The organism is Candidatus Arsenophonus triatominarum (assembly GCF_001640365.1).
Taxonomy (GTDB): Bacteria; Pseudomonadota; Gammaproteobacteria; order Enterobacterales; family Enterobacteriaceae; genus Arsenophonus; species Arsenophonus triatominarum.
This window is the reverse complement of the sequence record NZ_LWMI01000007.1, coordinates 227,972-243,571: the sequence shown is the minus strand read 5'-3', so window position 1 is coordinate 243,571 and position 15,600 is coordinate 227,972. Positions and strand designations below refer to the sequence as shown.

Genomic DNA, 15,600 nt, shown 5'->3' with positions numbered 1-15,600 from the left:
ACTATAAGCTCGCTATATCTTAATTTATATTTATTTCTAGTAAATAGCACTCAAACACTATAATAAGAAACTAATATTTTTTCCAAACGACACGATTAATATAATCAATATAGCTGAGTATTATACGTATAACTTTATCTGAAACGTTAGGCATAGAGTAATCGCTTACTAAGCGTAATAAACGATGTTCACCAGTTGGCTGTTTTTCTAAAATAGATAATGCCTGCATGACCCTCTCGACATTTAAACCAGTCATCATTACCGAAGCTTCTTCCATTCCCTCAGGTCGTTCATGTGTCTCACGAATATTCAATGCAGGGAAATTAAGAATAGAAGATTCTTCTGTAATTGTTCCACTATCGGAAAGTACAGTCTTAGCCTCAATTTGTAATTTAATATAATCAATAAAACCCAGAGGTTTTAGAAGTTGAATATTTGAGTGGAAAGTAAGATTATTTTCTTCTATACGTTTACGAGTACGTGGATGAGTTGAGACGATGATAGGGAGGTTATATTTTTCTGCAATTTTGTTTAAGATGGTCGCTAACTTTCTAATATTACTTGGGCTGTCCACATTTTCTTCACGGTGAGCACTGACAATAAAGAATTTACCAAGTTTAAGTTTAATACGGCTCAGTATATCTGACGCACGGATTTTATCAATATGTTGATTAATAACTTCAAACATTGGGCTGCCAGTTTTTATTACAAGATCCGGATTTAAACCTTCAGAAAGGAGATATTCTCGAGCTATATCCGAATAGGTCAAGTTGATATCGGAAATATGATCAACAATTTTTCTATTAATTTCCTCTGGTACTCTCAAATCAAAACATCTATTACCAGCTTCCATATGAAAAATAGGTATTTTTTTTCTTTTAGCAGGCAATGCAGCTAAACAACTATTTGTATCGCCTAACACTAACATAGCATCGGGATTTATTTTAAAAAGTAGTTCATCCACTTTAATTATAATATTACCAATTGTGATTGCTGCATTTTCACCTGCCGCATTAAGAAAATAGTCTGGTTTTCTAACACCCAGATCTTTAAAGAAAATTTCATTTAATTCATAGTCGTAATTTTGACCAGTATGAACAATAATATGTTCGCAATATACATCAAGCCTCTTAAATACTTCTGAAAGCCTAATAATTTCAGGCCGTGTTCCAACAATACTAAGTACGCATAGTTTATTTTTCATATAATATATCCCAAGCTATTGTATCAGGTTTATTACGATCAAAAACTTCATTTGCCCACAACATTACAATTAATTCATTAGAGCCTATATTTTTGATGTTATGTGCCCAACCTGGTATAGTTTCGACAATCTCAATATTGGATGAGTTTTTTTCAAATTCGATAACTTCATGAGTGATAATATGTTCAAATCTAAAGAGTGCCCTACCAGATACAACAATGAATTTTTCATTTTTAGTGTGATGGTAATGTCCCCCACGAATGATGCCTGGTTTAGCGGTAAAAAACGAAAATTGACCATAAGCCGATGTTTTTAGCAACTCAGCAAAACTTCCTCGCAGATCTTCATATATAGGAACCGTATATGAAAATTTCTCGGGAGGTAAATAACTAAGATAAGTAGCATACAGGGCTCGGGTAATACCTTTACCTACTGAATCTATAGTTAGATTATTGCGAGAAGATTTAAATCCTATTATTTTATCTGCTAATTTTTGGATTGAAATTTTATACTTAATTGGAATATCATAAAAAATATCATTACTTTTTTTATTATGTAGATGCCCAACAAATGCATCAATCACATCATCAATATAAATAATCTCAAGGTTAAACAAAGGATCGTCGATAATTAAGGGTATATCATTAATTACATTATAACAGAATGTCGCAACTACTGAATTATAATTTGGTCGGCACCATTTGCCAAAAACCCCATTTAAGCGGTAGATAGATGCATTAATATTTGATTTTTCAACGGCATTCTGGATAATTTTTTCGGCATTTAATTTACTTTTGCCATAGGCGTTATCTTTTTCGGCTTGTTTTGATGAGGCATAAATCAGCGGGACATTAGGGTTCCGCTCAACAATAATTTTGACTAAAGTTTCTGTAAGGTTAGTATTCCCACAAACAAACTCATCATCAGTTAATGGCCGATTAATGCCTGCTAAATGATATATTATATCTGCAGCTATAACTTTTTCTGTAAGTACATTTATATCATCTTCACGAGTAAAAGTTAGAACGGAGAAATTACGCTCTTTAAGCGCCATATTCAGGTTTTTACCTATAAAACCATTAGAGCCAGTGATTAGTACATTTTGCATAATTAATACTCCGATTGTACAATATTACCACTAACAATTTCTCGCATAAATTTCAGTTTTAATAGTAATTTTTTTGTATCATCAATAGATAGCCGTGTTGTGTTATGAGAGTTATAATCTGCTATCTCAGTTATTTGTTTTTCGCCATTTTCAAAGAATTTGTCATAATTTAAATCCCGATTATCTGCAGGAATACGGTAATAGTTACCTTGATCCTCCGCGTGAAGCATCTCTTCTCGGGTTAACAATGTTTCGAAAAGTTTTTCGCCATGACGCGTACCTATGATATTTATCTGATGTTTGGGTTTATTCATCAATTCAGCGATAGCTTCTACTAAAACAGCAATTGTTGCTGCAGGTGCTTTTTGAACAAAAATATCGCCATTTGAGCCCTGAGAAAAAGCATGAATAACCAGATCTACTGCATCTTCAAGAGTCATCATAAAGCGTGTCATTTCAAGATCAGTTACATTAATAGGTTCATTTTGTAAAATTTGATTAACAAATAATGGGATCACAGATCCACGTGATGCCATAACATTTCCGTATCGAGTTCCACAAACAACGGTACCAGAAGATGATATATTACGGGATTTAGCTACCATAATCTTTTCCATCATGGCTTTAGAAATACCCATTGAATTGATAGGGTAAACTGCTTTATCTGTACTTAAGCAGATAATACGTTTAACGTTATGATTTATTGCTGATTCAATAACATTTTCAGTACCTAAGATGTTTGTCTTAACCGCTTCAAGAGGGTAGAACTCGCAAGAAGGAACTTGCTTTAAAGCCGCTGCATGGAAAATATAATCTACATCACGCATGGCATTAGAAATACTTTGGTAATCTCTAACATCACCAATATAAAACTTCAACTTATCATTTTTGTATTTCTTACGCATGTCATCTTGTTTTTTCTCATCACGACTAAAAATACGAATTTCTGCGATATCTGTTTCCAGAAAACGATTGAGGACAGCATTGCCAAATGAACCTGTTCCTCCGGTAATAAGTAATTTTTTTGAATTGAACATTTTTAACCTTGATTATTTAGAATTTCATCAATAGCTGAGGATACTGTGAATTTTGCATATAAAAGACGATTTGAATTAATTCCTAACTGTTTTCTTAATAAATGATTTTCAAGAAGAATTAGTGCATTATGATAAAGAATATCGTCTTCACCATTAATAGAAACAAAACCTGCATTATATTCTTCTATTATTTTTTTCAGGTCATTCTTTTTATTTACGCTTCCTAAAATGGGAATACTATTTGCCATATAACCTAATATTTTTCCAGGAAAATTATGGCTTTTATGATTACGACAAAGAGAAAAAAGACCGATATCAACTTCGCTTAAAATCGCTTTGAATTTTTGTTGTGATACTGGTGGTAATATAGTGACGTTGTTAATTTTATCGCGCATTACAATCTTATTAATGAGAGCAAATTCATCACCTTGTCCCAGAAAAACAAAATGTGCTTCAGGTTTATGTTGAAGTCTCTGGGCAAGTCTTACCAAGTTTTTCATATCTTGTGCTTTACCAATATTTCCGCCATAAAAGAATAAAATTTTACCTTCTAAGCCTAAGCTTTTCTTAAAATCTATATTATTTTTTTCTATTTTAGGATTTACCCAATTGAATAATAAGCTAGTATTGTAAAGATTCCCAAAGCATTGTTTAAAGTAATCAATATTAGCAGAAGATTGGATTCCAATAACATCTGCAGAGCTATAATTTAATTTTTCTATAAATCTAAAGTATTTAGCAATAGGACTTTTTTCTTTTATTATTCCACTATCAATAACCCACTGAGGAAAGAAATCACGCAAAATTAGATACAAAGGGCATTGAAATATTTTTTTAAGTTTTATAGCGAACCACCCCCAGAAAATGGATGGGGAATAACTGATTATTAGATCAAATTTTTTGTTTTTTAAATATCTATTTGTTTGAAACCATGCTTTAAATGGAAGAAGTGATTCATTTATAGCACGTTTGATAAGCGAACAGTTTTTTATTGAGCCAAGTTTGAATCTTATGACTTCAACATTATCTATATAGTCACTGCTATAACGCTTTTTTAAAGTGCTAGATGGTGTTATAACTGTTACTTTATATCCACGTTGAACTAATTCATAAGCAAGCTCATGCATCATTTTTGCTGCGACTTTAGTGCTATAAGGAATATAGTCATCAACAAGTAAAATAATACTTTTTTCTTTAATATCAGTTAACATATAAAATACTCAAATATTTTTTAGCTCGTTCTCTTGCTAAAGGAAACTTAGCTACAAGTTCTTTCCCACGCAAGCATCTTTCATTGATTAATATGGGATTTTCGTAGGCTCTAATAATAGTGTTAGCTATATCATCGGCATTTAGTGGATCGAAGTAATAAGCAGCGTCTCCACATATCGTTTTTGCAAATGCTCTATTTGAAGTAAAGACAGGTTTACCCATGTACATAGCTTCTACATAGGAGACACTAAAACATTCTAGTAGGGTAGGCAAAAACAATGCATCACAAACTTCGTATATAGGGGGGCATTGTGCGCTACTTATTTTACCTAAAGTTATAACCCGATCTTGATATTTTAGAGGGATTTTTATCTTAAATTCATTAGTGACTGTTAAAATAAATTTAAATTGAGAAGGCAGTCTTTCTACAAGTTTAGTTATAATTCCTAAATTTTTATGCGGATAATCGTGTGCGATTGTGAGTAACCATATATCATCATTTTTAGTAGGAAGTTTATTTAGAATTTTACGATCATAAAATTTCGGTTCATAAAATATAGATGAAATCGTATTTGAAACTGTAAAAACTTTTTTTGGACAAATTTTAAAGAGTTTTTCGATTTGCAGTCTGACGTCATCTGTTTCAGTCACAAGTTTTGTAGAATTATGTTTAAAATATAGGGGTTGAATAAAACTAAGAACAATTATTTTCATTTTTTCTTTTAATGAAAGCATGTCAATAATAATCGATGTATCATAAATTAGCCAAGCTTGAGCAAAACCAACCAAATGATTTTTAACTTTAGGTTTCCAGTAACTTGGGCCAAATACAGTAAATACATCTGTTATTTGATACTCTTTTACTAAGTCATTTAATTTTTTTCGTGCAAAGAAATTGAATATACCTGATGGTGTTGATTCAATTACTTTGCATGATTTTTGCGCTTCACTGGATAATTGTTCAAAAACAGGGGGTGATACTGCAGCTATATAATTAACTTTTAATGCTGTAAATTCCTCAATGACTGAAATACCAACTTGGAGTCCTCCCCCTATATATAAGTTACTAGCATTGACTAATAGCATTACTTTTTCCTTTCAATCCAATGTAATTTTACAGCTTGTTCTCGTTCTCGAGTCAAGGACTTATTTTCATCTGCTATCATAAAATAGAGATAATTCCTATAGGGTAAATATTGTTTTTGAAAATATTCATTCGATGTGAACCTAATAAAAGAAATTAGTATGCAGCATGAAAATATAAATGAGAAAATAATCTTATTGACTATACGTTTACTTATCATTATTAAATAACTAACTAATATTATAAATATTGGAGAAAAATATTCATTTATTCTGGATGTGATGGTTCCATACTTACAAAGATAAACATTGACAATTAGCATTATTAATATGAGAGACTCTAAACTAGATAGTATACTTAACGATATTTTTTTATTGATAAACGCAGAGTAAATGTATTTTTTCTTAAAGAAATAATAAAAAATAATCAAAATTTTAAAGAATAAATTAAATGAAAATGCATTACTGGTATTTACAGGTAAAGAATATAATAGGACCTTTTTAAGGTATGAATTATCAGGGAGTAAAGTTAATGTCGCTAAAATCGTTTCTATAGGATATAATCCTATAACAGACATTATAAAACCAATCAGAACACTAATTTTCATCAGTCGCTTAAAAAATGGGCCATCTATAAATGGCAATATTAATAATAACATCGCGGACATATGAAAAGATGAAGCGAGTAAACATAAAATTATATAATGTTTCTTCTTATTATTTAAGTAGTAATTCAATGCAATATAAAAAATCGCCACAGCGATGATTTGCCTTAATGCCTCAATGTTAAAACCAAAGGATGAAATAAAATAAATACTCAAACAAAAAAGAGGGAAAGGTGAGTACTTTTTAAAAAAATGATAAAGAATTAATAATATAAATATGCTTATCATGCATACAAAAAGCCAAAAATCAAAACCTAGAAAACTTATAAATGAAGACAGTAGTTTGTATCCAGGCTCTATTGATAATGTGTTATTATTATTGCCGTTAAAAAGATTACGATAAAAAAGCCAATCTACCCCGAGTTCATAACGTAATCCAATTACTAAAATAATAAATAAGAATAAAATATATTTAGTTATTAATTTATTTTTAGAAAAAGCAACATCAATATTAGCAATAAATAATATTAATGTGGAAAATAAAATATAAATTATCATATTAATTACTCAATAATTTCAAGATTTTAAATTTGACTATAAACATCATTATAATCAATAAAATCATAAATTTAATTAGCAAACTTACAATTGTATTTAATTCATTTAAATATAAAACTACGCGATATATAAATAGCAATCCAATAGTATAAAAGATAAGATATTTAAATGAAATAATATTGTTTTTAGTAATATAAGTTCCTGTCGCATAATGAAGTGCAGCTAAGAAAAAGTAAGCGATAACTGTCGCCCAAGCAGAGCCTGCAATCCCAAACTTGGGAATTAAGTAATAATTTAAGATGACATTAATTACCAAGGCTCCCAATGTAGCACAAGAAATAATAATTGTTTTCTTTTTGTAAAAGACAAAATTAACATAAATCAAATAGACGTGAATTAATGAATTCCCAATAATTATTAATGGTAATATAGAGATACTGTCATAATATTTATCACTAGCTAGAAAAATAACCATTTCTTTTGAAAACAACATGCTGAGGACGCAAATTAAAAAAATTAATATCGTACCTGTGTATGTCGTTATTTTTATTGAACAATAATTTCTATTGTTTATTAATTCATAAAGCTTGGGTTGCCAAGAGGAGTTCCATGCCATAATAACGACAATAACACACATACCAACGTTGTATGCAAAGGAGTAAATTCCTGCTGAATAGGTACCCATCATTTTATTGATAATAAGTTTATCAGCTTGCGACAAAAGTGAATTTGATAGAACATGTACAATTAGTGGTAGCGAAAACATTAATGCTTCTTTTAAATAAATAAAATCAAATTTTCCACGATTTAGCTTCGATGATATCATTAAAATGTATACAATGAGTATTATATTGACAATCATTTGAGCATAAATTTTTGACATATATTGATTTGATGTTAAAAAGTATGCAAAGGAAAAAATTAATATTATTTCACTAACTTTAGCAATTATATTAAAAATGACATAGCGTTTACTTTGACTTGATGCTTGAAGATAAGAGGTATATATATATATGTATGTAAGCATAACGCATATTGATAATACATATATGAAATCTTTTTCATTTATACCAAGAAAAGAGCTTACGGATACTCTATATAAAGGTTCTAGTATTATCAATATAATCTGAAATGGGATAATAAAATAAAGTATACTTGATAAGTAGCTATTAAAATTTTCACTTGTTATCATGAATCTATTAGTTATTGCATTTTGTAAATTTAAACTAATAAATACATATAAAATCATTATTGCGGTATTAATGAGTGAGAGATATCCATATTGTATCGGATCAAGTAAATTAGAAAGTAAAGGTAGTGAGATAAATAAAAATCCTTTGACGAATATATCCCCAAGAGCATAATTAAAAAAATTTGTTAATGTTTTAGATTTCATTTTTATTCCAGTGAAATTAAATAAGATTCAACTTGTTTTTCGTATATTAATTTCATATCTAAAGTATTTACATGCTCAAAGTATTTTTTGTAATTTTTACTCATATCATCTAAACAAATTCTAAATGAATCATTATTATTGATATCAAAAATCAGCCCATTTTTTTTAAAAACCAAATCATCTTTGCACCCAACTTTGTTACTTACTATGACAGGTAAACCAAAAGTAAGAGCTTCTTCAATTACTAACCCCCATGGTTCTGACTTAGATGGAAGAATAAATACATCAACGGACTTATAAATTTGTTTTAGATCTTTGTTATTGATATAACCTAGAAAACTAATATTGCTCTTAGCTTTTCTTTTTAGATTATAAGCTTCAGGACCATCACCTACAATAATCAACTTTTCCTGTCTTTCATTAAATATTTCTACTAGAAATGACAAATTTTTCTCTTCAGATAATCGTCCAACATATAAATAGGTTAATGTTAAATTTTCTTTTTTTTCATAAGAATATTTAAAAGGCCGCCTTATATAATTAGGAATACCTACACCATGGGTTAATGTGATTTCTCCTTTAAATTTTATTTTTTCAAGTATTTTCTTTTGTAGAATCCCCGATGGGTATGCTGAGCTCATTCTTTTTACAAATAATTTTTTTAATAGCCATGCATAACCATTTGTTTTTGTTTCATTTATGCTACTTTCGATAACGATTGAATTATTTTTTTTTTTATTAGAAGAGATAAAAATAATAATTCTTTTATTTCCCAGCCAGGATAAATAAGTTTAGTAAACCTATTATTTTTTATGCTTTTATATACATTGATAAGTGTTTTTAGTTTGTCACGATCTTCAAAATTTCCAGTATTGATATACTCACGAGCAAATTCATGATGATAATTATAAAAATCATTATTCCGCATTTTTGATTTTTTTGCGATAAAAATTACCTTTATACGACAATGTTTAGCAAGTCTATTAAAAAGATTTACTTTATAAAATGCAGGTATATTGGTAATAAAAATAAAATCATAAATATTCATTTACTTATTTGCTCAATAGTTTCAATCCAAAGTTTTAATACTTGCTCTTTAGTATATTCTTTTATGCTAAATAAGGCTTTGGATGAATATAGTTTTCTTAAATTTTCATCATTCATAAGTTTTTTTATTGCTATTGATAACTCTTCACAGTTTTCAGCTTTAACTAAAATTCCGTTATCTTTGCTAAGAATAGTTTTAGGTCCTGCAGGACAATTAAAGCTTATACAAGGGAGACTGTATGCAAGGGCTTCAATAAGAACCATACCCAAACCTTCATATCGTGAAGATAAGACAAATATCTCGGCTTGTTCATAATACTCCCCGATGTTTTCTGTGAAAGGAGCTAGTACTACGTTATTTAACTCATTATCGTTAATAAATTTTTCAAGTAGGGGTTTATCTGGTCCATCTCCTACTATTATCAACGACCATCCTTTAGTTGAAATTTTAGACCAAGCAGAGAGTAAAAGATCAAACCCTTTTTGTTCAACAAAACGCCCTATAGCTAGTACATTTTTACCTGTTTTTAATGTTTTTTTTTCTTTGGGTATGGGTATTTCAACAATGTTTGGAATTATTTTATGTTTATGCTTGGGAAGCCAAGAATATTTATCTACATCTTCATTAGTTAGGGTAATAACTGCTGAAATTTTTTTATAAATAATTTTTCGAACATACCTTAAAACTGGATTTATAATATCATATTCAAAATGCTCAATAGCAATAATATATTTACTACCTGATAACATTGCTAATAATGACATTTTTGTATCGCATGATATGATAATATCATTGTAGGCAATAAATTTTCTTAGTGACTTATTTTTTCTGTTTATATATTTCAAATCAAATATAATGCCTTGAATAAATTTTTTCCTCCTATTGTACATGCTTTCTTCATACCCATCGTTCAGAATATGAATGTTTATTTTTTTCGATAGCTTAAAATATGGTTCCTGGTTGGTTTTATATAAACTTATTATTTCAACATCATAATTATCTGAAAGTGCATTCGCTAAAGAAACAGATACTCTCTCTATTCCACCTCTGGATGAGATATCTCCTAATAAAAATTTGATAGCTATTTTTTTATTGCTTTGAGATAAAGAATTTTTGGAAGACTCTCTCACTGCTGTTCTCATCTTTATAAAAATTAATTAAATTGTTAATCGTATTACGCTGTTTCTGATAATCATCTTGCCCATTTAGCAATTTTTTTAACTCATTCTGTAAGGAATTCTGATTGAATATGTGAGCCCCTGGCATCCAAAAAGTCACTGGTTCAAGTATAAAGCCACCTTTTAAATTTTCATATTCATCAATGTCAGGTATAAGAAAACAAATAGGTCTATCGAGCAACATATAATCAAAATAGATGGATGAGTAGTCAGTAATTAGTATATCCATCTTATTAAGCAAATGATTTATATCTAAGTTTATTTCTTGTAGTGTTTCTGTTTTTATTATTGTTATATTTTTAGTTAATTCAGTTGAAATGAATGTTTTTTCTTCAAAAGGATGAAGTTTGATAAAAAGCTCTGCATTATTTTCATCAAGGAAAATATCAAGAGCCTCGATGTTGAAGTCAGTTACTCGAAAAAAATTATTTTCTTTAATTGCATCACCATCCGAATATTTTAATGACGTTTGATTCTCTCTAAAAGTCGGAGCAAATATTATTTTTTTTCTATTAGTTTTTGAAATCTTATCTGTGAAATCTATCGCTCGATTTTCAAATAGAAAATCATTTCTGGGTTGTCCTGTTATATATACATTATTTGCTTTTTCTCTAAAGCAGGCAGAAATAACAGAACGCATAATCTCGGATGTAGCTATTCTATTTGCAGAATAATCTTCCATTCCTACGCTATCAAAACCTAGATAGCCTATTTTTTTCAACGGCATTCCATGCCATAAACTGACATATATCTGTGAATTTGATGTAGTTCCAATCATTTCATTATGAGTTGTAACAATGTATTTACTTGTAAAGTAGTGATAGAAAGACTTAAGTGTTCCTGACTTTATTATAGTGCAGTTTTTAGCTTCACAGTTACTTTCTACGAGCCAAATGATTTCATAATCATAGTGCTTCTTGCTTATGAATTCGCTTAATGCTTTAGCATTTCCTGATATATCAGGTCGACTTTTAAATATTATTTTTTTTTATTTTTAGGTATGAGGATACTTATAATACTAACTATTTTTTTTAGAATCCTAGTAACTTTTTTCTTACTCATCACTTTGGCATTGACCTTACAACTTCGATAATTTCAGTAGTTGATATTGATGGAGTTCTTGGTAAATAAAGGACATCACAGGCTTTTTTCACCCAGTCAAAATGTCCCAACCAATCATCTCCCATTACTAATACTGTCGCATTATATTGTTTAATATAATCTAATTTTAACTCTAGTGATTCTTCAACAAAAACCTCATCGACGAATCGTAATGAATTAATGATCTTCAAGCGATCATTCTGACAATAAATAGGATATCTTTTCTTTTTATTAAAACTTAATTCATCTGATGAAACACCAACAATAAGCTTATTGCCATAAGATGCTGCACGTTCCAATATGTTGATATGGCCAACATGGAAAGCATCGAATGTCCCAAAAGTAATAATATTCTTCATGATAAACCCATTATTATGATAATAACGCTATGAAACTAAAAAGACGTTATTGTAAAATCTATAATATCTAAATTTAGTATATTAGGTAAATAATTATTAACGATAAGTCATATGATCATTAGAAATGTAATTTTCACAAAAAATTCCACTTAGTCCTGAAAGAAAATTTAATAGTTATATTATACTGCGTCTTTTTTCTGCTATCTTACTTAAAAATACCATTGATTAAGCTTATCTTTGATAACAACCATCTAATGATACCATTTGTTGGTAAAAGTTAGATCGTCTATAAATTAATCTTTAAATAGTTTTTTATTTCTGTATTCGATAGAAACGTTAACGTTTTGATAATATTTTTATTATTAAAAAGCTAGCGAGCTTCATTACAGTTTGTTCTTTGGCTTCTTTAATTCCTTTTTGCCGTTTTTCCGACGTCGTTGTTTTGCAGTAGTTGTCATCACAATATTCCAAAAATTAACCACTTCCTTCGTAATCTGCGACAAAATTTGCTTTAAATCAGGAACATTGTCCTTACTCTTACCAGTAACAAGATAACATCATCACTTTGTCCAAGATGGTAGCGGTAGCAGCTAAACTATATACTTAACGGCCTATAAGCAATCAGCTTTTATGGCCAGCATTGACGTTTTAATGAGTTATAGATATAATTTTTTCCTGAAACATTTTGTAATGTCGACTCCATCGCTAATATATTCTACCATAAATATACAGTCAAAAAAAGCTACTTGCTACCATGAAGAAACTTTTTAAATAAACTCTTTGGGTATGAAAGTGCCTTTCTCGTCGGCGTATAACCTTAAGTGATGATCTCAAAAATCCTTTTATATCACAAATATGATTTTTCTGTTTTGATCGCTTTCTTAATCTTTTTTTTGTGATTTAAGTATTGTAAATAGGGATTGATTGTTAGGTTTGTTTTCGTAAGTCTTAATGTAAATAATGTATTGAGCCAAATAGATCGCCTACAGAGATAATTTACCATTGACTGATAGGGGGCTTATATTATAGTAATTTCAAAACCACTTGTGTCACCGCGCTTCAGTTAACTTTTTAATTTGGGCAAAGTGGACTTAACTTTTTAAGGAACAACCACTCGATAATGCTTGCCTTAATGTTATGAAAATTATAGTTATAATTTATGTGAATTTATTTGTAAAGGTTAAAACTGAGTGCATTATAAGTTAATGCTTGGCAACTATGAATTAAAAATAACCTTGCCTGATTACCCTATATTCTCTGATAACATATTTCATTTACTATGTTTTATCGCTTTTTATTCAATAATCATTTGTAGCTCTTGAAGAAATGGGCTGAAAAAAGCCGCAGATGTTGTATTAAAGGATGTATGGAAACTGAATATTATACCAAGTATCTTAACTATGATTCACATATAGAGTGTGACTAAAAAAGTATTACTACGTTCCCTCCCGTCAACGACAGCCAGCGGAGTAATTGTAAATTATATTGGAGTAATTCAAAGTATCGCTTTCTAATTTCACCATGGATCAGTTAACAGGAATTATTTGTCTGGCATTGCAAAAACAGAAATCCAATCTTCGAATTCCTTATTCGTTAATCGTGATGCTCAACTTTACCACAATACTCACTAAGCGTGTTGCTTAATAGTGAAATAAGGGTATTTTCGGTGATTGAAGTAAATTTTAGGCTGTTCTGAGATGGAAATTCCAAAGACCGGCACTAAGGAGTAAAAAGGTATCATCAATAAAGGGTCTACGATTCCGTAAAATTTGGGTCATACAACCGAGGCGCTTGATACCCGCGATGGCGTGTTCAACCGTAATACGGATGCCCGAGATTATTTTATTTTCTTGTTTTTGTTCAGGCGATAAAGGTCTTTTTCGAGTTCCTTTTTTTGGGATTTGTGTATTAGGATGCTGTTTATCTATACCCTGAAAACCGGTATCGGCCCAGATGGTTACCTCAGGGGGAATATGGCGAATTATATCGACTTTATCGAGTAAGCGTTTATCGTGACGGCGCCCATTTTTGATCATGGGGATAAATCCAATTTTCCTCGTTTCGTCAGTCATAATAAGCCCTTTTCGAGTGGTCTGTCTTTTCTTTCCCGAATACATTTTTTTTCGCGGACACAGATTCTTAGGCTTTTGGACAGGTCGCTCTGTCCCATCAATAAAGACGTCTTTAACTCCAGGAAAGGCGCGAAAAAATTCCTCAGCAGAGCGAATTTGACGAGCGGGCAAAACACATTCTCGCCCCAAGGTCATCTCTAAAACCGGCAATAATATTTTTACCCAGCGACATACCCGTGTTCTATCTAAACCAAAAAGAAGTCCTTGCAAATCATAGGTCGGATAACATTTTAAATACAATAAAATAAAAAGCAGTTTATCTAATGGGGTTGGGATAAATCCTTTCTGCCCTGCACCCATCTGCCGCTCGTGATCTTTTCGATTCTTTTTCCGATAAATCAAATAACAAGCTGAAAATTCAGCGGCTAAATTTTTCAATTCTTCGACTGATAATCCAATGATTGCTTTACATAAACGATTATCTCGTAACAACCGCTCTTTGTTGATCATTTCAAACCGTTATTTTCTAAGTTAAACCTCTTTTTATTGTCTATAGCGTGACAAAAAATGCAAGTCTCTATTCAGCAACTATTTTGTTGGGTCTTTTGGCCGGTTATTGTTTTGATTTGCTTGCTAAAATAACGGGTAAAAAATTTCCTATAAGCAGTATTCGTGTCAAAAAATTCTGTGCTCGCACCCAATTTAAATCTGATATAGCTAGGCGACTTAATTTTGATTACAAGGTGTGTTATGAGTTATACAATTGATTTTCGACGTAAAGTAATATCTGTAAGGAAAGCCGAAGGTTTAACAATTCGAGAAACTGCGAAACAATTCCGTATTGGAAAAGCGTCTTTAGTACGTTGGCTTAAACGACCAGAGCCAAAAAATTCAACGCCACGTAAGAGGAAGCTCGATAAAAATGCTTTAGCAAAAGATGTGGAACAGTATCCAGATGCTTACCAAAAGGAACGGGCAGAGCGATTCGGTGTTTGTAAAAAGACTATTTGGCAATCCCTTAAAAAGCTGGGATTAACCTATAAAAAAAACTCTATTCCATCCAAAAACCAACGAAAGCGACAAGCTGGCACATCAGCAAAAAAGACAACAGTATGAAAAAAAAGATAAATCTGTTGTTTTTATTGATGAAAGTGGTTTTTCACATGACACTCCACGAACTCACGGCTATTCCCCAAAAGGTCACCGTTGTTTTGGCCTGAAAAACTGGGGTGCTAAGGGAAGAACAAATGTTATTGGCGCTTTATTGGGAACAACCCTTTTTGCTATCGGATTATTTGATTGCAATATTAATCGTGATGTTTTTTATGTTTGGATCACAAAAATATTGCTCCCAGAACTTCCTGAAAATTCTGTTATTTTTATGGACAACGCTAGCTTTCACAAAGGTAAGAATATTGAACAGGCAATTATAAACGCAGGACACCAGATAGAATATTTGCCTGTGTATTCACCAGATTTAAATCCTATAGAACATAAATGGTCTCAAGCTAAACGTAAAAAGATGGAAACAGGATGCACTATCGATGACCTGTTTTTAATACATATGCTGTAATCAAAATTAAGTCGCCTAGCTATACCATAGCTGAAACGGAATTTGAACCGCCGGTAACCTTGGCAA

General features: G+C 30.6%; 15 protein-coding genes and 1 pseudogene. 3 read left to right on the top strand and 13 right to left on the bottom strand.

All coding sequences use genetic code 11. From position 1 onward, the window contains the following. Window positions 1-70 precede the first annotated feature (70 nt). The 13 genes from wecB to AYJ55_RS06325 all read right to left on the bottom strand — a co-directional run bounded on the left by wecB (window position 71) and on the right by AYJ55_RS06325 (window position 14,471). A complete protein-coding gene (gene wecB, locus AYJ55_RS06380; RefSeq protein ID WP_063654935.1) occupies window positions 71-1,204 on the bottom strand; it encodes a non-hydrolyzing UDP-N-acetylglucosamine 2-epimerase in 1,134 nt (377 codons plus the stop codon). After that, window positions 1,194-2,312, bottom strand: a complete 1,119-nt coding sequence (locus AYJ55_RS06375; protein WP_063654934.1) for a polysaccharide biosynthesis C-terminal domain-containing protein — start codon at window positions 2,310-2,312, stop codon at window positions 1,194-1,196. The genes wecB and AYJ55_RS06375 overlap by 11 nt, the downstream gene beginning before the upstream one ends. 2 nt (window positions 2,313-2,314) lie before the next feature. Beyond that, window positions 2,315-3,349, bottom strand: coding sequence for a polysaccharide biosynthesis protein (locus AYJ55_RS06370; protein WP_063654933.1), 1,035 nt, complete (start codon window positions 3,347-3,349; stop codon window positions 2,315-2,317). 2 nt (window positions 3,350-3,351) lie between these two features. Continuing rightward, window positions 3,352-4,560, bottom strand: a complete 1,209-nt coding sequence (locus tag AYJ55_RS06365; RefSeq protein ID WP_063654932.1) for a glycosyltransferase family 4 protein — start codon at window positions 4,558-4,560, stop codon at window positions 3,352-3,354. Further along, window positions 4,550-5,647, bottom strand: coding sequence for a glycosyltransferase (locus AYJ55_RS06360; protein ID WP_063654931.1), 1,098 nt, complete (start codon window positions 5,645-5,647; stop codon window positions 4,550-4,552). Before AYJ55_RS06360 ends, AYJ55_RS06365 begins: the two co-directional genes overlap by 11 nt. Beyond that, entirely contained in the window at window positions 5,647-6,807 is a 1,161-nt protein-coding gene (locus tag AYJ55_RS35665; protein WP_063654930.1) for an EpsG family protein, read from the bottom strand. Before AYJ55_RS35665 ends, AYJ55_RS06360 begins: the two co-directional genes overlap by 1 nt. A 1-nt stretch (window position 6,808) precedes the next feature. After that, on the bottom strand, window positions 6,809-8,203 hold the full coding sequence (locus AYJ55_RS06350; RefSeq protein ID WP_063654929.1) for an oligosaccharide flippase family protein: 1,395 nt from the start codon (window positions 8,201-8,203) through the stop codon (window positions 6,809-6,811). 2 nt (window positions 8,204-8,205) lie between these two features. After that, window positions 8,206-8,844 carry a glycosyltransferase gene (locus AYJ55_RS28250; protein WP_162505357.1) on the bottom strand — a complete coding sequence of 213 codons (639 nt, stop codon included), beginning with the start codon at window positions 8,842-8,844 and terminating at the stop codon, window positions 8,206-8,208. Window positions 8,845-8,900: 56 nt separating this feature from the next. Then, entirely contained in the window at window positions 8,901-9,251 is a 351-nt protein-coding gene (locus AYJ55_RS28245) for a hypothetical protein (protein ID WP_162505356.1), read from the bottom strand. Continuing rightward, window positions 9,248-10,393, bottom strand: coding sequence for a glycosyltransferase family 4 protein (locus AYJ55_RS06340; protein WP_162505355.1), 1,146 nt, complete (start codon window positions 10,391-10,393; stop codon window positions 9,248-9,250). Before AYJ55_RS06340 ends, AYJ55_RS28245 begins: the two co-directional genes overlap by 4 nt. Then, window positions 10,341-11,387 carry a CDP-glycerol glycerophosphotransferase family protein gene (locus AYJ55_RS06335; protein WP_342668148.1) on the bottom strand — a complete coding sequence of 349 codons (1,047 nt, stop codon included), beginning with the start codon at window positions 11,385-11,387 and terminating at the stop codon, window positions 10,341-10,343. Before AYJ55_RS06335 ends, AYJ55_RS06340 begins: the two co-directional genes overlap by 53 nt. Before the next feature lie 103 nt (window positions 11,388-11,490). Then, window positions 11,491-11,889, bottom strand: a complete 399-nt coding sequence (locus tag AYJ55_RS06330; protein ID WP_063654928.1) for an FAD synthase family protein — start codon at window positions 11,887-11,889, stop codon at window positions 11,491-11,493. A gap of 1,682 nt (window positions 11,890-13,571) precedes the next feature. Then, window positions 13,572-14,471 carry a transposase family protein gene (locus tag AYJ55_RS06325; RefSeq protein WP_063654927.1) on the bottom strand — a complete coding sequence of 300 codons (900 nt, stop codon included), beginning with the start codon at window positions 14,469-14,471 and terminating at the stop codon, window positions 13,572-13,574. Window positions 14,472-14,557: 86 nt separating this feature from the next. Here AYJ55_RS06325 and AYJ55_RS28240 point away from each other — a divergent pair. The 3 genes and pseudogenes from AYJ55_RS28240 to AYJ55_RS06315 form a co-directional block, all read left to right on the top strand. Further along, window positions 14,558-14,728 (top strand): annotated as a pseudogene (locus tag AYJ55_RS28240) (UDP-N-acetylglucosamine 4-epimerase); the annotation flags it as partial. Beyond that, a complete protein-coding gene (locus tag AYJ55_RS06320) occupies window positions 14,712-15,077 on the top strand; it encodes an IS630 transposase-related protein (RefSeq protein ID WP_063653415.1) in 366 nt (121 codons plus the stop codon). The pseudogene AYJ55_RS28240 and the gene AYJ55_RS06320, both read left to right, overlap by 17 nt. Then, a complete protein-coding gene (locus AYJ55_RS06315; RefSeq protein ID WP_342668147.1) occupies window positions 15,001-15,534 on the top strand; it encodes an IS630 family transposase in 534 nt (177 codons plus the stop codon). The genes AYJ55_RS06320 and AYJ55_RS06315 overlap by 77 nt, the downstream gene beginning before the upstream one ends. The last annotated feature ends 66 nt before the right edge of the window (window positions 15,535-15,600 follow it).